The organism is Bradyrhizobium sp. SZCCHNS1050, assembly GCF_032484785.1.
GTDB lineage: Bacteria > Pseudomonadota > Alphaproteobacteria > Rhizobiales > Xanthobacteraceae > Bradyrhizobium.
The window spans coordinates 1,498,010-1,514,664 of the sequence record NZ_JAUETR010000001.1 but is presented as its reverse complement, the minus strand read 5'-3'; the positions used below and the strand labels follow the sequence as shown (position 1 = coordinate 1,514,664).

The window sequence follows — 16,655 nt, the reverse complement described above, 5'->3', positions numbered from 1 at the left end:
AAGTCACGGTTACGCCTCCGGGATTCTACGTGCCGTTAACTTTGTACCGGCGAAAGCTTTGCGTCGGCATTAACCCGCTGTTAAGCTCATACTGCTCGTAGGAGTTGTGTGAAAAGGGGTTGCGGATGAAGTCGGCGGCTAGAGTGAGTGCCGTTGCTGAGCAGAAGTCGGATGTGCTGGAGAACGTGGACTATCGACTGGCGTTGACTGCTGAAGACAAGGACGAGATCTATCGGCTGCGCTACCGCGCCTACCTGCGTGAAGGCGCCATCCTGCCGTCGCCCAGCGAACGCGTCAGCGACGAATATGACGATCTTCCCAACAGCTTCATCTTCGGCGTCTACGTCAATGGCGAGCTCTACAGCTCGATCCGCATCAGCGTGCTGAACTCGCAATGGCGCCGATCGCTGTCCTCGGACATGTTCGCCGACCTGCTGCATCCCGAGCTCGATCGCGGCAAGGTCATCATCGACCCGACTCGGTTCGTCGCCGACCATGAGAAGGCGCGGCTGTTTCCGGCGCTTCCCTATGTGACCGTCCGGCTCGGCTACGTTGCCTGCGCCCATTTCAATGCGGATATCGGTCTCGCCAACGTGCGCCCCGAGCATCGTGCGTTCTACAAGAAGGTGTTCCTGCAGGAACCATGGGGTGAACCGCGGCTCTACTCCGGCCTCACCAAGCCGGTCGGCCTGGTGGCGGCGCATTATCCTTCGATCCGCGATCGCGTGTTCCAGCGCTTTCCGTTCATGCGATCGAGCGCGTTCGAGCGACGGATGCTGTTCGATCGTCCGGCGCCGGACGCCTTCACTGATTCGTTCAGGATTCACGCGGTCGCGAGGGCCGGCTGATCGTCGGCCGATATCGGGGCCAGTTCGGCCGTCCGGCCGGTTCGCACCGTGGCAGCGATGCAAAAATCAGCGAAAAAGCGCCCTGCTGCAGGCGCTGAGCGGCTTGCCTTCACCCTGGCGCCACATTTACAACCCATTAACCATCGCGGTCGCTTTTCGGGTTTCGTTAGCATTTGACGGGGTTCGGCAAGACCCTATCAAGGTTGACGGAACGTTCGCTTAACCATCGCCCTGTAGACCGGATGGCAGTCTAAGAACGTGAGCGTGGAGGCTCCGGGAATGAAATATCAGATGCGTATCCTCCAGGGATTGAAGTTGGCCGCCGTGCTGGCCGTGGCGCTGTCGATGGGCGCCTGCGCCAACAAGAATCTCACCGGGGCCGACGGGGCGATGGCCAGCGCTGCGACTCCAGGCAGCCAGCAGGACTTCGTCGTGAATGTCGGCGATCGCGTCTTCTTCGAGAGCGATCAGACCGATCTCACGCCGCAGGCGATCGCGACCTTGGAGAAGCAGGCGCAGTGGCTGCAGAGCTATCCGCGCTACTCCTTCACGATCGAGGGCCACGCCGACGAGCGCGGCACCCGCGAGTACAACATTGCGCTGGGCGCGCGGCGCGCGCAGTCGGTCCGCAACTTCCTGGCGTCGCGCGGCATCGACCAGGGCCGCATGCGCACGATCTCCTACGGCAAGGAGCGGCCGGTGGCGGTCTGTAACGACATCTCGTGCTGGTCGCAGAACCGCCGTGCGGTCACGGTCCTGAACGCCAGTTCATAAAGCTGAACGAATCCGTTGCTGATGAAGCCGGCGTCGCCCATCGACGCCGGCTTCGTCGTTTGTTGTCGGCGGGTCTCGGCCGGACTTGGTTTTTTCTTCGCTTGAACGTCATTTGTATCCGTCGCATTTCTGCTTTACAGCCACGCTCACAGGCCTGTTTTCAACGTCTCGCCGATCTGGTCGTCAGGGCAGCATGTCGTTCATGTTTCTTCCACGGAGCGCCGCCGCGATCCTCGCCGCGCTCGTCATTTTTTCGTGCCAGGCATTTTCGTCGCGGGCGCTCGCCCAGACCGATGATGATGATCCCGAGATCCGGATTCAGCGGCTCGAAAATCAGCTCCGGCAACTGACCGGTCAGAACGAGGAGCTGCAATATCGCAATCGCCAGCTCGAGGACCGGCTGCGACAACTGCAGGGCGCAGCACCTGGGGGCGCCGCCGCGGCGCAGCCGACCGCGGCCGCGCCGGCGCAGGCCAATCCCGCCTACGGCCAGGCTGCTCAGCCGGCCAACGGCCAGCAGCAATATGGCCAGCAGCCGTACGGCCAGCCGCAACAGGCCTATCCCCAGCAGCAGCCGGGCTACGCGCAGCCGCAGGCCGGCGCGCCGGTGCAAATCGTCCAGGAGCCCGCGGCCCCTGGCCGGGGCCGCCGCGGCGATGCGTTCGATCCGAGCCAGAATCCGACGGCTCCCGGCGCCCCGCAAGCGCTCGGCGGCGGCCAGTTGCCGATCCAGCCGGGTGGCGGCCAGCCCGCCGGCCGTCCCGCCGGCGATCCCACGACTCTCGCCAACACGGGCGGTCGCTATCCCCAGGGTGCTCCGCCGGCCGCCGCTCCCGGCGCTGGCGGACTGGAGACCGCGCCGCCGCGGCAGACGCCGCGCGACGAATACGACCTCGGCATCGGCTACATGCAGCGCCGCGACTACGCGCTGGCCGAGCAGACGATGCGCAACTTCACCCAGAAATATCCGAACGATCCGATGGTCGGCGACGCGCAATACTGGCTCGGCGAGAGCTTCTACCAGCGTCAGCAATATCGCGATGCCGCCGAGGTCTTCCTCGCCGTGACGACGAAATATGAGAAGTCGGGCAAGGCGGCGGATGCGCTGCTCCGGCTCGGCCAGTCGCTGGCCGCGCTGAAGGAGAAGGAGGCCGCCTGCGCCGCGTTCGGCGAAGTGACGCGTAAATATCCGCGCGCCTCGGCGGGCGTGAAGGCGACCGTCGATCGCGAGCAGAAGCGGGTGAAGTGCTGAACGTCCCCGGGCGAGGGTAGCCTCTCGCCTATAATCGGCGGGGCGGGTAGGCTGCGGCGCCATGTCCAAGGCCCGTTCCGAAGCCGATCCTGCGATCTCCGCAGCCGAAGCCGAGCGCCTGTTCGCCCCGCTTTCGGGGGCGCCCGCGCTGGTGCTCGCCGTGTCGGGCGGTCCGGATTCGATGGCTCTGATGTGGCTCGCGGCGCAGTGGCGCGCGGGGCTCGCGCAGGGGCCGCGCCTTGTGGCCGTGACGGTCGACCATGCGCTGCGGCGCGAGTCCGCCCGTGAAGCCCGCATGGTGAAGGAGACCGCGCGCAGGCTGGCAATTCCACATCGGACCCTGCGCTGGAACGATGAGAAGCCGGACACTGGGATTCCCGAAGCGGCGCGCCTGGCACGATATCGCCTGCTGGCACGCGCCGCGCGGCAGGCTGGCGCCGGACACGTCGTCACCGCCCACACCCGTGACGACCAGGCCGAGACCGTGCTGATGCGGCTCTTGCGCGGCAGCGGCATTGCGGGGCTCGCGGCGATGGCACCGCTCAGCGAGCGTGAAGGGCTGTTGCTGGCGCGGCCTCTGCTCGACGTTGCCAAGGCCAGGCTGGTGGCGACGCTGCGCTCGGCCGGCATCCCCTTCGCAGATGACCCGACCAATCAAGATCCCGCCTTCACCCGGCCGCGGCTGCGCGCCCTGATGCCGGCTCTGGCCGCCGAGGGCGGCGATGCCCGGACGCTGGCGACGCTGGCCGACCGGCTCGGACGGGCCAATGCCGCGATCGAATTGATGGTGGATGGCGCCGAACGCTATCTTGCACTGCGCGCGGCCGGGAGCAGGCCGGTGGGCGCGATTCACGGCGAGACCTTCGAGGCGCGCGCCTTTGTCGCACTTCCAGCCGAAATCAGGCTGCGGCTGCTGATGCGCGCGATCAACCGCGTTGGAACCGAAGGTCCCGTGGAACTCGGCAAGGCAGAGTCGCTGCTGGCGCGGCTGGACCGGACTCTTGCGGAGATCGCAGATGGTGGTACGTCTGCTCCGGGCAGGCTAAAACAGACCCTGGCTGGTGCACTGGTAAGCATGACGAGAGAGACGATCCGCATCACGCCCGCGCCGCCGCGGCGGTCGCGCGGGGTCTGAAGCGGTTCACCGCCTTCGCGGACGCTTAACCACCTGCCTTGGCGGCGCTTTCCCGCGCCATTTTTTGAGCGGGAATCGGGCTAGGATGCGATAAATAGTCCTTTCTAGTTCCCTTGGCATTGCGGCGAGTGGTACCTAGATTACGAGATGGTCGACCGGGGGATTCCCTCGTGGCTACCCAGGGATGAGTCCGAGGACGAACGGCCGCGATCCGCGCGACCACGAAGGAAAATCGATGAACGCCAATCTGCGCAATTTCGCCCTTTGGGTCATTATTGTCCTGTTGCTGTTGGCGCTGTTCACACTCTTCCAGAACCCGGGGCAACGCGCGTCGTCGACCGACATCAACTTCTCGCAGCTGTTGACCGAGGTCGATCAGGGCAATGTGCGCGACGTCGTGATCCAGGGGCCGGAGATTCACGGCACCTTCAAGAACGGCTCGTCGTTCCAGACCTACGCGCCGAGCGATCCGAACCTCGTGAAGCGCCTGTACGACGCCAAGGTCAACATCCAGGCCAAGCCGCCCGGCGACAACGTGCCGTGGTTCGTGTCGCTGCTGGTGTCGTGGCTGCCCTTCATCGCGCTGATCGGCGTCTGGATCTTCCTCTCCCGGCAGATGCAGGGCGGCGCCGGCAAGGCGATGGGCTTCGGCAAGTCGCGCGCCAAGATGCTGACCGAGGCGCATGGCCGGGTGACGTTCGAGGATGTCGCGGGCGTCGACGAGGCCAAGCAGGACCTGCAGGAGATCGTCGAATTCCTGCGCGATCCCGGCAAATTCCAGCGGCTCGGCGGCCGCATCCCGCGCGGCGTGCTGCTGGTCGGCCCTCCCGGCACCGGCAAGACGCTGATCGCGCGCGCCGTCGCTGGCGAAGCCAACGTGCCGTTCTTCACCATTTCGGGTTCTGACTTCGTCGAGATGTTCGTCGGCGTCGGCGCCAGCCGCGTCCGCGACATGTTCGAGCAGGCCAAGAAGAACGCGCCCTGCATCATCTTCATCGACGAGATCGACGCTGTCGGTCGTCATCGCGGCGCCGGTCTCGGCGGCGGCAATGACGAGCGCGAGCAGACCCTCAACCAGCTGCTGGTCGAGATGGACGGCTTCGAGGCCAATGAGGGCGTGATCCTGATCGCGGCCACCAACCGGCCCGACGTGCTCGATCCGGCGCTGATGCGTCCCGGCCGCTTCGACCGCCAGGTCGTTGTCTCGAACCCCGACATCATCGGCCGCGAGCAGATCCTCAAGGTTCACGTCCGCAAGGTGCCGCTGGCGCCGGACGTCAACCTCAAGACCATCGCCCGCGGCACCCCCGGCTTCTCCGGCGCCGACCTGATGAACCTCGTCAACGAGGCTGCTCTGACCGCCGCTCGCCGCAACAAGCGGATGGTAACGCAGTCCGAGTTCGAGGAGGCCAAGGACAAGGTGCTGATGGGCGCCGAGCGCCGCTCGATGGTCATGACCGAGGAAGAGAAGATGCTGACCGCCTATCACGAGGCGGGACATGCGATCGTCGGCCTCAACGTCCCGAGCCACGACCCGATCCACAAGGCGACCATCATTCCGCGCGGCCGCGCGCTCGGCATGGTGCAGTCGCTGCCCGAGGCCGACCGTCACTCGCATACCCGTGAGTGGTGCGTCTCGAAGCTTGCGATGATGTTCGGCGGCCGCGAGGCCGAGGTGCAGAAGTTCGGTCCGGAGAAGGTGACCAACGGCGCCACCGGCGACATCCAGCAGGCCACCAACCTCGCTCGTGCGATGGTGATGGAATGGGGCATGTCCGACAAGCTCGGCCGCGTCCGCTACCAGAGCAATGAGCAGGAGGTGTTCCTGGGCCATTCGGTGGCGCGCTCGACCAACATCTCCGACGATACCGCCCGCCTGATCGACTCCGAAATTCGCGGCCTGATCGAGGCCGGCGAGCAGGAGGCGCGCCGCATCATCACCGAGAAGCGCGACGATTGGGAAGCGATCGCCCAGGCGCTGCTCGAATACGAGACGCTGACCGGCGAGGAGATCAACGACCTCCTGAAGGGCAAGAAGCCGAACCGCGAATCGGCGATCGAGCCGTCGACGCCGCGCGCGTCGGCCGTGCCGCCGGCCGGCAAGCCGCGGCCGCGGCCCGATCCGGGCCTGGAGCCGCAGCCTCAGGCGTGAGCCAGGGTTGATATGCAACGGACATCCGGCGGTCAGCCCGTCTGATCCGGAAGATTAAGAGAAACGACAGGCCCGGCTTGCAGCCGGGCCTTTTGTTTGCTTGGAGATCGGTGCCGGCGGTGGTCCGAACCGCGGTTATGAGCGTGGGAGAAGTCCGTGTGTTGACGGGGTTGCCGCGGACCGCATCCAGCGGCGCCGCGCGCATCACGGCTTGTCGAACCAGGCCTTCCACTGCGGGACGGCGGTCGCGAACGTGCCGCGATGGCTGGTCGGTCCCGTCGACACCGCCTCGACCTTGCTGTTACCGGCCCCGATCGCCTGCTGGTAGGTCATCGCCAGGCGGCCGAGACCGGTCGAGATCGCCTCGTCGGTCTCACCGTAATAGTTGCGCACCGGCGTCTTGATGATCCAGCGATAGGCCTGCGTCTGCGCGACCAGGCGGCCGTAGGCCGACGCCGCGAAATACTCCGCATCGAAATAGTCGGGCTTGAGCAGCTTGTGCAGATCGGTCGGGACGTCGGCGACGTTGAAGGGCTCGCGCTCATAGGCCTTGCGCGCCACATCGTAGTAGCTGTCGCTGATCACGGAGCGCGCCAGCCCCGGCACCGCATAGTAGTTCTCGAACGCGAACGCCGACAGGATGAACAGCGAATTGACCCAGGCGGCGTCGTTCTTGCGCGGGAAGCTGAGGAAGCCGTTGAGCGCCACGGACACGTCGACAGGGGCGCTCGCGGTCGCCGCCGCCGTCACCGGCACGCCGGCGCTTTCGAGCTTCTCGAGAAAGGCCATGGTCACGAAGCCGCCTTGCGACCAGCCGGCGATGTCGAGCCTGGCGCTCGTCAGCTTCATCTGGTCGAGCACGGCGCGGCTCGCCCGCAGCATGTCGTAGGTGGCCTGCTGATGGCTGGCCTTCACCATGTAGCCTTCTGGCTCGGTCGAGATGCCCATCCCGAAATAGTCGGCGCCGATCAGCAGATAGCCTTGTCCCGCGAACTGCGCGATCATCAGCTGGGTCTCGGGCGACTGCTCCGGAAACGACGGCACCTCCTGCTTCCCGTACACCGTGCCGTGCTGATAGGACACCATCGGCAGGCTGGTCTCGCCGGTCTCGGGCACTGCGAGCAGGCCGCTCGCCGTGATCGGCTTGTTTCCGCGCTCGGGGATGACGGACGCATAGGTGACGCGATAGAGCCGGACGGCGTTGCGGGCCGGGGTGTAGGTCACCGAAAGACCCGCGAATTTCGGCGTGTCGACGGTGAGGATGGTGTTCAGCCGGGCGACGTCCCAGCGGGCCAGATATTCATAGCTGACGTCGGAGGAGACGCGCACGGGCCCCTTGTCCTGGGCGCGGGTTGCGGCCGGCCAAATGACGCAGACGAGCAGTGCGATGAGAGCGCGATGAACGAACATGGGATCTCCCCGGCCTGCCGCCGTTGGTTGCATTCGGACCCTGCGATACAGTTTGCGAGTAAACAATCGGTGCGGCGCCGGCAGTCGCGCGCCGTTACCCGCGTTTAAGCCTTCTTCAAGCGTCCGCGCCTATGTCTCGATCGGGAATGCATCCATGCAGCGCGGGGCGAGGTCCAGATGGCCGACAATCCTGATGCCGCCGCGATCCCATCGCAGCGTCGTGACGTTCCGCTCGGCCTGTTCGCGGCCTGCTTTGCGCTCGCCTGCATCAACGCCTCGTTCTTCCCGGCCGGACTGTGGTCGGGCACCTGGATCTGGGACCAGGCCGGGCTCGGCATTCCGACGGACTTCGTCAATGTCTGGGCGGCCGGCAAGCTCGCGCTGCAGGGACATCCGGCGCTGGCCTGGGACTGGGACGTGCAGCGCCAGGTCGAGCTCGCTCTGCTGCGGCAGGATTTTCCGGGCTACTTCGCCTGGCACTACCCGCCGCCATTCCTGTTCGTCGCGGCGTTCCTGGCGCAATTTCCCTACACGCTCGCCTTTGTCGGCTGGGTCTATGCCAGCTTCGTTCCCTATGCGCTCGCGATGCGCGCGATCGTCGGCCGCGGCTTCGGCCTGCTGCTCGCAGCCGGCTTTCCGGCCCTGTTCTCGAACGCTCTGGTCGGGCAGAACGGATGCCTCACCGCCGCGCTCGTCGGCGGCACACTCTATCTGCTGCCGGTGCGGCCGGTGCTGGCGGGGATCTGTCTCGGCCTGCTGACCTACAAGCCGCAATATGGCCTGCTCTTCCCGATCGTGCTGATCGCCACCCAGCGCTGGACAGCCTTCATCTCTGCGAGCGTCACCGCCATCGTGCTGGCGCTGCTGTCATGGCTCGCCTTCGGGTTGGAGAGTTGGCAGGCCTTCTTCCATTGGCTGCCGATGTTCTCGCAGGCGTTCCTGACCGAGGGCAAGGCGACCTGGTGGAAGCTGCAGAGCCTGTTTTCGCTGGTCCGCTATTTCGGCGGCTCGGAAGCGCTCGGCTGGACCTTCCAATGGGTGCTGACCGCGGCCGTTGCGATCGTGCTGGTGATGCTGTGGCGCAGCCCCGTGCGCTATGCTCTGAAGGCGGCCGCGCTGGCCGTCGGACTGCTGCTGACGACGCCTTACCTGTTCATGTACGACATGATGGTTCAGGCCATCGCCGTGGCGTGGCTGGTGCGGATCGGCCTCGCCGAGGGCTTTCGCCGCTACGAGCTGCCCGCGCTCGGCAGCATCGCGGCGCTTCAGATCACGTTCATGCTGTCCGGGATTCCGCTCGGGCTCGCCGCCAATCTGATCATGGCCGGCTTGGTACTGGCGCGCGCCGGCTCGTGGTGGCGTCGGCAGCCGGCGCCCGCCGGCATGGCGCTCGCGCACGCCTGACGTATCGATCACGCGGCACAGGGTCATGATTTCTCTTGTCTTATCGCGTGAACAAGTGTTCAGTTCTTCCCAGCCATTTGTGAGGTCGATCCTCCAAAAACACTGAACCAGCGTTCGCCGGGTGCCCTGGACGAGCGCGTCCGGGACGAGAAACGCCATGGTCTATCGGCGAACCCATCAGGTCGTGAAGCGGCTGGCGGCCCGCCGCAGTGCGATTCTCGCAGCCGCTCGCGAGACTGCTGCGGAAGGCGGCATGTCGGCCGTCCAGATCGCCCCGGTGGCGATCCGTGCCAATGTCGCAGCCGGCACCGTCTATCGCTACTTTCCTTCCAAGGCCGATCTGATCTCGGAGCTGATCGCGGAAGTCTCGCGCGACGAACTCGCTGCCGTCCGGCGCGCCGCCGATGCCGCGCCCGGTCCGTCCTCGGCCCTGGCTGCCGCGGTATCCACGGTGGCAGTGCACATCCTGTCGCAGCGCAAGCTTGCCTGGGGTATCCTGGCCGAGCCGGTCGACGTCGACGTGACGGCGTCACGGATCGCGAGCCGCCGCGAGATCGTCGGCGAGATCGCCTCGCGGATCGACGCGGCCGTCCGTGCCGGCCACCTTCCGGCGCAGGACACCCAGTTGGCCGCGACCGCGCTGCTCGGCGCGCTGCACGAGGCGCTGGTGGGGCCGCTGGCGACCGAGAATCCCGACGACCCTGCCAAACTCCGCGACACCGTTCAGGCGGTCACCCTGCTGGCGCTGCGCGCGGTCGGCGTCATGGATGCGCGTGCGCGCGGTCTCGTCGTGCAGGCCGTGCTGCCGGTCAGGAGCCTGGTCGGCGCGTAGTCCGCGTCACCCGTGCCTGTCGGGCAATGCCGCGCTTAAGCAAGGATTCACCCGTCGCGGCGATGGTGGGGGCTGGCGCGCTGCGAGAGGCCGCCCTTGCCTCACTCCAGGTGTCTCCTCGGACGATGTCGATTGCACGCAACCCTCTGGCGACGCGCCTCGTCATCGCCGGATCGGCCGCCGCCGGCGCCGTCTATGCGTATCTCGCCGGCGAGGATATCAACTGGGACTGGCAGAACTATCACGACTATGCCGGCTTCGCGCTGCTGCATGGTCGCTTCGATGTCGATGTGGCGCCCGGCGGCTTTCAGAGCTTCCTCAATCCGCTGATCTACCTGCTGCCTTACGCGGTCCGCCACGGGCTCGATGCGCCGTGGTGGGGCGTCGCACTGGGCGCGCTGCACGGCCTCAATCTCGCGCTGGTCTATTGGGTCGCCCGCGTGCTGCTCCGGCGCGCGGCTGACGCGTTCACGCTCGGCGCCGCGCTCATCATCGCCGCCCTCAGTCCGATGGCGCTGTCCGAGGTCGGCACCAGCTTCGCCGACATTCTCACGACCATTCCGATCCTCGCCGGCATCGCGCTGATCTTCGGGGAGGACGATGAGCGCGGCCGACGTTTCGTCGCCGCTGGCCTGCTGATCGGCGCGGCCACGGGATTGAAGCTCACCAATGCGACGTTTCTGGTCGGAGCGGGCGTGTCGCTGCTGCTGGTGGCGCGGCCGTGGCGCGCGATCGTCGCGTTCGGGGCCGGCAGTGCGGCCGGCGCGATCGTGACCGCGGGGCCGTGGGCGCTGAAGATGGCGCGCGACTACGGCAGCCCGCTGTTTCCATTCTACAACACGGTCTTCCGCTCGTCCGAAGCGCCGCAGATCTCGATCGCCGATACGCGCTTCATGCCGTCCGGCGTGCTCGATGCGCTCGCCTATCCGTTCTACTGGGTGATCGGCAAGCATCCCTCGTCGGAATGGCCGTTCCGCGATCCGCGTTTCGCCGTCGTGATCGTGCTGCTCATCGCGCTGATCGTCACCGGCCTATGGCAGCGGCGTGAAGTGCTGCCGCTGCGCGAGCGGCGCCTCCTGATCTTCTTCTGGCTCAGCTACGTCCTGTGGATGCTGGCCTTCTCGATCCAGCGCTATCTGATGCCGCTCGAGCTGTTGTCGGCGCCGCTGATCGTGCTGCTGCTCATCCGCCTGGTCGATGCTTGGCGTGCAGACGCTGGGCCGGTCGCGTCACCATCGCGGCGGACGACGCAGGCCGTCACGGTGATGGCCGCGCTCGGCATCGCGCTGGCGTCGCAGCCGACCGACTGGATGCGGCGGTCGTGGTCGGACCCCTATCGGCCGCAGCTCGCGGCCAACCTGCAGCGTCCGGCGACATTCCTGCTGCTGCAGAAGCCGCTCGGCTACGTCACGTCGTTCCTGCCACAGGGCTCGCGCGTCTATCAGTTGTCCGAGCTCGTGGTGCCGATCGTGCCTGGCGGCGTGCTGGACCGCCGGGTTCGCAACGGCCTCGCCAACCCGCTGCCGGGAGGCGTATGGGCGCTGTATCTGTCCAGAAGCCCGGCCGACAACCCGCCGCGGCTCGAGGTGCTCGCCGACTACGACCTCCAGATCGATGCGTCGCGTGGCTGCGAGCGCATTCCTGGCGCCGCCGGCATTGCCATCGAGGCCTGTCCGGTGATCGCGCGGCTCAAGCCCCCGTCCACGGCCGGATTGGGCGCGATCGATACGATCCAATAGGTCGTCTCAGATATGGGCGTCGCTCGACGGCCCGACATAGGCGATCCGCACCATGTTCGTGGTGCCGGGCGTGCCGAGCGGCACGCCGGCGACGATGATGACGCGCTGCCCGGCGCGGACGAAGCCGTCGCGGAACGCGATCGAGCCGGCGCGCTCGACCATGTCGTCCTGGTCGCGCGCGTCCTCGGCCACCACGCAGTGCACGCCCCAGACGACCGACAAGCGGCGCCCGGTCGCCAGGTTGGGCGTGATCGCGACCACCGGCGGCTTCGGCCGCTCGCGCGCGACACGGATGGCGGTGGAGCCTGACGAGGTCCAGCAGATGATGGTGGGTAGATCGAGATTCTCCGCAATCTGCCGCGCGGCTTCGGCGATGGCGTCGCCCGCGGTCGATTCCGGCTCCGGCCGTTGGGCCGCGATCACGGAGCGGTAGACAACGTCGCGCTCGACCTCCTCGCCGATGCGGTTCATGGTCGACACCGCCTCGACCGGATATTTGCCGGCGGCCGACTCGGCCGACAGCATGATGGCGTCGGCGCCTTCATAGACGGCGGTGGCGACGTCGGAGACCTCGGCGCGGGTCGGCACCGGCGACTGGATCATCGATTCCAGCATCTGCGTCGCCACCACCACCGGCTTGCCGGCGCGGCGCGCCAGCCGGGTCATCTGCTTCTGCAGTCCGGGCACGCGCTCCAGCGGCAGCTCGACGCCGAGATCGCCGCGCGCCACCATCAAGGCATCGGAGACATCGACGATGTCGTTGAGCCGGTCGATCGCCTGCGGCTTCTCGATCTTGGACATCACCGCGGCGCGGCCGCGGATGATCTTCTTGGCTTCCAGCACGTCGTCCGCGCGCTGCACGAAGGACAGCGCGATCCAATCGATGCCGACGTTCAAGGCTGCATCGAGGTCGGCGCGGTCCTTCGGCGTCATCGCCGAGACCGGCAGGTCGGTGTCCGGCAGGCTCACGCCCTTGCGGTCGGACATCCTGCCGCCGATCACGACCCGGGTGACGGCGCGGGTCGGCGAGGTCTCCTCGGCGATCAGCCGCACCTTGCCGTCATCCAGCAGCAGCGCATGTCCCGGCTGCAGGGCGGCCAGGATTTCCGGATGCGGCAGGTGGACCCGCGTCACATCGCCCGGCGTCTTGTCCGAATCGAGCACGAAGCTCTGGCCGTTGTTGAGCTGAACCGGGCCCTCGGCGAAGGTGCCGAGCCTGAGCTTCGGGCCCTGGAGGTCGACCAGAATGCCGATCGGGCGGCCGTAGCTCGCCTCCACGCTGCGGATCGTGGCCACCAGCTCCCGCAACTTGTCGTGCGAGGTGTGGCTCATGTTGATCCTGAAGATGTCGGCTCCGGCCTCGAACAGCTTGCGAATCATCGTGCTGTCCGAGGAGGCGGGACCGAGCGTGGCGAGGATCTTGATGCGTCGCAGCCGCCTCATGGCTTGGGTGCTTGCCCTGGCGGCAGGGCCGGCGCGGCCGCCGGCGGCGTGCCCTGCGGCCCATTCGGCAGACCGGGGACGTTGCCTCCGGGCCCGAGCGTGCCCGGGATACCCGGAACGCGCTGCTGCGCCGGCTGCTCATTGGCCTCCGTGAGCTGCACGGTCCAGGCACGCTGGTCGCCGGTGTCGACCTCGAAGAAGCCGGTGCGGTCGAAGCCTCGGGCCAGGCAATTGTCGGTGCCCTTGATGGTGAATTCCTTGTCACGCGAGCACATGAAGGCCTGTCCCGACCATTCACCGCCGCGGTCATAGTCCAGCGCATAGATGTAATAATAGCGCGCCACCAGCGTGCCCTTGAGCAGCGTCTCGCAGCTGCGTGACGACACGTTCCACCAGCCTTCCGTGGTCCAGCCTTCGGCGTCCTTGTAGCCGAGGGCGATCCCGACCCGGCTGGAGGTGTTGTTGCAGAGCCGAAAATCGGCGGCCGCCGGGGACGACCACAGACAGAGCGCGGCCAACCCAAGCAGCGAAAGCAGTCCGTAACCGGGGCGGAAGGGATTGCGATGCAAGAGAGAGGAGATTTTCGGGATCATTGCGCGACGCTATATCAACCGTTGAACGATGTCGCTGGGCTTGGCTGCGGCTGTCAACGTCATGACGATCTCGTGCGAAGCCGCTGCGATCCAGCGCCTCGCTCCTCCTGACGGTGCTGCGATATGGCCAAATCTGCGACGAAGCCTCATTATATAGCAGACATCCGTCACGGCGCGGAACAGGGAACAAAGAGATGACGATGGACAGCACCACCCGGACCGAGCTCGAAGCCGCCGCCTTTCGCCGGCTTGTCGAGCATCTGCGGACCAGAACCGACGTTCAGAACATCGATCTGATGAATCTGGCAGGCTTCTGCCGCAACTGCCTCTCCAATTGGCTGAAGGACGCCGCCGACGCCCAGGGGGCGCCAATGACCAGGGACGAGAGCCGCGAGGCGGTCTACGGCATGCCCTACGAGGAATGGAAGGCGAAGTACCAGCGCGAGGCGAGCGCCGAGCAGCACGAAACGTTCAAGAAGGCGCATCCGGGCCACTGAGTCCGGAACGAGCGCGCAGGAGACGCGCTGCATTGCCTTTGCACGCGCGAGCCGAGACTTGGCAGGGGCTTCGAACGGCGAATCGGGTGCTGCGCGCGATGGCGACGAAACACAAGCGGCGCGGGCGGCTTGTGCGGGCTTGACGCTGCACAGGCCAACAAGATGTGGGCGCTCTGTGGATGAGGTCGATGTCGCCTTGACGCAGGGCACGCCAGATTTGAGGGTCGCGGCGAACACGCAGCGCCCTTTGGCGCCTTCCTTGGACACAGAGTTCCACTCAGGAGTATCAGATGGCCACCTCCGCCGCCGCGAAGGACGACGACTCGCCCGCGACCCGCTTTGCCGTAGACCAGCTCAAGTCGATCATCGAGCGGATCGAGCGTCTCGAGGAGGAGAAGAAGGCGATCTCCGAAGACATCAAGGACGTCTACGCCGAGAGCAAGGGCAATGGCTTCGACGTCAAGGCGCTGCGCACGATCATCCGGCTGCGCAAGCAGGACCCGAACGAGCGCCAGGAAGAGGAAAGCATCCTCGAGACCTATATGCAGGCGCTCGGAATGATCTGAGCAGCCGGCCTCGCTCACCAGCAGGAGACCTCCGCCGGCCCCTGACGGGGCATTCGCTTTCTCGCGATTCGGCTCGGCGCGCCGGCGGCATGCGCGTGCTGCGGCGATCGACGCCGCACTCCAAACGCGTCAATGCTGAGGAGAAGGACGAGCCGGCCGCCGCGGCGTCAGCGCAAGGCTGCCGCGCGCATGGCGAAGGATTTGGTTTCGAGCTTGATGATCGCCGGCCCTGTGAACTGGTCATAGCTCAGTCCCGGCGTCGGCTCGGCGGCGAAGCTCATCGCCAGCGCGACCTGCGGCTTGACGAAATAGCTGCGCATCACGGTGAGGTCGACCTCGCCCATTTTCGTCACGGACATCGATGACGATGCGCTCGGCGTCAGCATGATGGCCCGCATCCAGGTCGAATCGGGGCCCTTGGCCGCCGAGATTCGCGTCGCCATCGTGATGGCGCCGTCCTGACCTTGCCCGTTCTTCGCCGCCACCGGGGCGGCCTCCGGCGCCGGTGCGACGCTGCGGGTCGCCGGGCGGGAGTTTCGCACCGGGATGGCGGTCGTGGAGGCGGCATTGGCGCGATCGAGCGGAGAGGAGGCCGGGGGCGCGAAGGCCATGGCCTGCATCAGGCTCGCGGTCTGTTGCTGATCGATCGACGACAGCGCACGGCGCGCCGTGATCGCGGCAACCTGCTCGGGGGTTGCCTGCTTCGGCGTCCCAGGATTGTCACCCCAGAAGCCGCGCGAATTGATGATGTCGGCGACGCTCTGCGGCGCGCCGTCCCTGGATTTGCTGCCGACAGCGCCCGTCGTTTCGGACTTCGTCTCGGGCCTGGTCGCCACGGGCTGAGCGGCAGATTGCGCATCCGCGGAGGCCAACTGCAGCGCATTGGCGATCTTGCCACGCGCGGTGGCGGCTTTGCTGTCCACCGCTCGCTCGGCGGTCCGGCTGTCCTTGTCGGAGCTCTTGTCAGCCGGCTTGGCGGCGAGTGCCGCGGTTTGGACCGGTTTGGCGTCGGCCTTGCTCTCGCTCTCGCCAGACTCGTCGTCATCCTCGCTCGGACGACCGCGGAACAGCCGTGCAAACAGGTTGGGGCGGCTGGACGACGCGTCATCGCCATTGCCGCGTTTCTCGATCTCGGCCTTCGCCAGCTCATAGCCCTTGAGCGGAACGCCGTTGCTCGGCACGTGAACGGTCTTTCCGTCCGGGAAGACGCGGGCAAGCTGGTCAGCCGTCATCCGCGGCCAGTGCCGGATGTTGCCGGTGTCGAGGTGCACGAAAGGCGAGCCGGAGGTCGGATAGAAGCCGACACCGCCGCGCTGCAGGCGCAGGCCGGCGAAGCGGATCTGCTCCAGCGGCACATTGGGAATGTAGAAATCCATCGCGTGGCCCAGCATGTGCTGGCTGTGCCGCGCCACACCGGAATGCGCCGAGCGACGGCGCAGCATCGAATTGGTGGCGGGCGACCGGTACGACGAGATGATCTGGATCGGCTGCTTGGCGTCGACGTCGCGATAGACTTCCCAGAGGATGTCGAACAGGCGGCGGTCCATGACCGTCTCGTCCTGGGTACGCCAGTCGCGGAGGAAGTGATTGAGCTTCTTCAGCGCGTCTTCGTCATAGCGGCCCTCGCGCTTGAAGGTGACCGTCAGGTCCTCGCCGGAATGGGTGTGGTGGAAGGAGAGGGTGTGGGTTTCATTCAGCGCCGCTGCGTCATGCACCGAGCCGGCGCCGATGAGCAGCAGCAGCGCCGCCAGCCCGCATTGGCATCCAGCCTTCCAACCCGCCCTCGTGAGCGAAACAGATTGGCGCGCGAAAACAGACAGCAAGATGCAGCCCACCCCGTCGACGAGCGTTTACTCGATTACCCTCTTGCGGCCCGTCCGGCGGAAGAGAGAGGAAACGCTTACCTAAGGCGGGATGGTTAAGGGATACTGACCGGCCCGCCCCCCAATTACCCTTAACATATACTCTTGAGTGTGGCGAAAAAGAGCCATCGAATCTTGGTTGATCCTT

General features: G+C 66.4%; 14 protein-coding genes. 10 read left to right on the top strand and 4 right to left on the bottom strand.

What is annotated here, in order from left to right; translation table 11 throughout:
• The first annotated feature begins 125 nt into the window (after positions 1-125).
• The 5 genes from QX094_RS06975 (at position 126) to ftsH (ending at position 6,161) form a co-directional block, all read left to right on the top strand.
• Positions 126-848 (top strand): N-acyl amino acid synthase FeeM domain-containing protein, encoded by a 723-nt coding sequence (locus QX094_RS06975; RefSeq protein WP_315717579.1) that lies wholly within the window; start codon positions 126-128, stop codon positions 846-848.
• A 279-nt stretch (positions 849-1,127) separates the two neighbouring features.
• Positions 1,128-1,622, top strand: a complete 495-nt coding sequence (gene pal / locus QX094_RS06970; RefSeq protein WP_172133860.1) for a peptidoglycan-associated lipoprotein Pal — start codon at positions 1,128-1,130, stop codon at positions 1,620-1,622.
• Between the two features lie 202 nt (positions 1,623-1,824).
• Positions 1,825-2,874, top strand: coding sequence for a tol-pal system protein YbgF (gene ybgF, locus QX094_RS06965; protein ID WP_316187700.1), 1,050 nt, complete (start codon positions 1,825-1,827; stop codon positions 2,872-2,874).
• Between the two features lie 61 nt (positions 2,875-2,935).
• Positions 2,936-4,009 (top strand): tRNA lysidine(34) synthetase TilS, encoded by a 1,074-nt coding sequence (tilS, locus tag QX094_RS06960; protein WP_315826698.1) that lies wholly within the window; start codon positions 2,936-2,938, stop codon positions 4,007-4,009.
• 235 nt (positions 4,010-4,244) lie between these two features.
• Entirely contained in the window at positions 4,245-6,161 is a 1,917-nt protein-coding gene (gene ftsH / locus QX094_RS06955) for an ATP-dependent zinc metalloprotease FtsH (RefSeq protein WP_315717576.1), read from the top strand.
• Positions 6,162-6,365: 204 nt separating this feature from the next.
• Here the strand turns inward: ftsH and QX094_RS06950 are convergent, their stop codons facing one another.
• The gene (locus QX094_RS06950) at positions 6,366-7,571 is read right to left on the bottom strand and encodes an alpha/beta hydrolase family protein (RefSeq protein ID WP_316187699.1); all 1,206 of its coding nucleotides are present in this window, start codon (positions 7,569-7,571) and stop codon (positions 6,366-6,368) included.
• A gap of 177 nt (positions 7,572-7,748) precedes the next feature.
• Here QX094_RS06950 and QX094_RS06945 point away from each other — a divergent pair, with 177 nt between their 5' ends.
• From QX094_RS06945 to QX094_RS06935, 3 genes are all read left to right on the top strand, one after another.
• Positions 7,749-8,975 carry a glycosyltransferase family 87 protein gene (locus tag QX094_RS06945; RefSeq protein ID WP_316187698.1) on the top strand — a complete coding sequence of 409 codons (1,227 nt, stop codon included), beginning with the start codon at positions 7,749-7,751 and terminating at the stop codon, positions 8,973-8,975.
• 157 nt (positions 8,976-9,132) lie between these two features.
• On the top strand, positions 9,133-9,807 hold the full coding sequence (locus tag QX094_RS06940; RefSeq protein ID WP_315717573.1) for a helix-turn-helix domain-containing protein: 675 nt from the start codon (positions 9,133-9,135) through the stop codon (positions 9,805-9,807).
• 125 nt (positions 9,808-9,932) lie between these two features.
• Positions 9,933-11,546: a glycosyltransferase family 87 protein gene (locus QX094_RS06935; protein WP_316187697.1), complete on the top strand. Its 1,614-nt coding sequence runs from the start codon at positions 9,933-9,935 to the stop codon at positions 11,544-11,546.
• Between the two features lie 6 nt (positions 11,547-11,552).
• Here QX094_RS06935 and pyk read toward each other — a convergent pair whose 3' ends face one another.
• Together pyk and QX094_RS06925 are read right to left on the bottom strand one after the other, a co-directional pair.
• Complete coding sequence (pyk, locus tag QX094_RS06930; RefSeq protein WP_316186038.1) at positions 11,553-12,989, bottom strand: pyruvate kinase; 1,437 nt, start codon at positions 12,987-12,989, stop codon at positions 11,553-11,555.
• Positions 12,986-13,582, bottom strand: a complete 597-nt coding sequence (locus QX094_RS06925) for a DUF1036 domain-containing protein (RefSeq protein ID WP_315717570.1) — start codon at positions 13,580-13,582, stop codon at positions 12,986-12,988. Before QX094_RS06925 ends, pyk begins: the two co-directional genes overlap by 4 nt.
• 194 nt (positions 13,583-13,776) lie before the next feature.
• Here QX094_RS06925 and QX094_RS06920 point away from each other — a divergent pair, with 194 nt between their 5' ends.
• The gene (locus tag QX094_RS06920) at positions 13,777-14,079 is read left to right on the top strand and encodes a DUF1244 domain-containing protein (RefSeq protein WP_316187696.1); all 303 of its coding nucleotides are present in this window, start codon (positions 13,777-13,779) and stop codon (positions 14,077-14,079) included.
• A 290-nt stretch (positions 14,080-14,369) separates the two neighbouring features.
• Complete coding sequence (locus QX094_RS06915; protein WP_008961835.1) at positions 14,370-14,645, top strand: DUF2312 domain-containing protein; 276 nt, start codon at positions 14,370-14,372, stop codon at positions 14,643-14,645.
• Between the two features lie 167 nt (positions 14,646-14,812).
• Here the strand turns inward: QX094_RS06915 and QX094_RS06910 are convergent, their stop codons facing one another.
• Positions 14,813-16,468, bottom strand: a complete 1,656-nt coding sequence (locus QX094_RS06910; RefSeq protein WP_316187695.1) for a DUF882 domain-containing protein — start codon at positions 16,466-16,468, stop codon at positions 14,813-14,815.
• Positions 16,469-16,655 lie beyond the last annotated feature (187 nt).

Bases quoted from the DNA above. Each gene is read 5' to 3' on its own strand.
- ybgF (WP_316187700.1), top strand. From the start codon at position 1,825: ATGTTTCTTCCACGGAGCGCCGCCGCGATCCTCGCCGCGCTCGTCATT.
- QX094_RS06935 (WP_316187697.1), top strand. From the start codon at position 9,933: ATGTCGATTGCACGCAACCCTCTGGCGACGCGCCTCGTCATCGCCGGA.
- QX094_RS06950 (WP_316187699.1), bottom strand. From the start codon at position 7,571: ATGTTCGTTCATCGCGCTCTCATCGCACTGCTCGTCTGCGTCATTTGG.
- QX094_RS06975 (WP_315717579.1), top strand. From the start codon at position 126: ATGAAGTCGGCGGCTAGAGTGAGTGCCGTTGCTGAGCAGAAGTCGGAT.
- QX094_RS06925 (WP_315717570.1), bottom strand. From the start codon at position 13,582: ATGATCCCGAAAATCTCCTCTCTCTTGCATCGCAATCCCTTCCGCCCC.
- QX094_RS06915 (WP_008961835.1), top strand. From the start codon at position 14,370: ATGGCCACCTCCGCCGCCGCGAAGGACGACGACTCGCCCGCGACCCGC.
- ftsH (WP_315717576.1), top strand. From the start codon at position 4,245: ATGAACGCCAATCTGCGCAATTTCGCCCTTTGGGTCATTATTGTCCTG.
- QX094_RS06945 (WP_316187698.1), top strand. From the start codon at position 7,749: ATGGCCGACAATCCTGATGCCGCCGCGATCCCATCGCAGCGTCGTGAC.
- QX094_RS06940 (WP_315717573.1), top strand. From the start codon at position 9,133: ATGGTCTATCGGCGAACCCATCAGGTCGTGAAGCGGCTGGCGGCCCGC.
- QX094_RS06920 (WP_316187696.1), top strand. From the start codon at position 13,777: ATGACGATGGACAGCACCACCCGGACCGAGCTCGAAGCCGCCGCCTTT.
- pyk (WP_316186038.1), bottom strand. From the start codon at position 12,989: ATGAGGCGGCTGCGACGCATCAAGATCCTCGCCACGCTCGGTCCCGCC.
- pal (WP_172133860.1), top strand. From the start codon at position 1,128: ATGAAATATCAGATGCGTATCCTCCAGGGATTGAAGTTGGCCGCCGTG.
- tilS (WP_315826698.1), top strand. From the start codon at position 2,936: ATGTCCAAGGCCCGTTCCGAAGCCGATCCTGCGATCTCCGCAGCCGAA.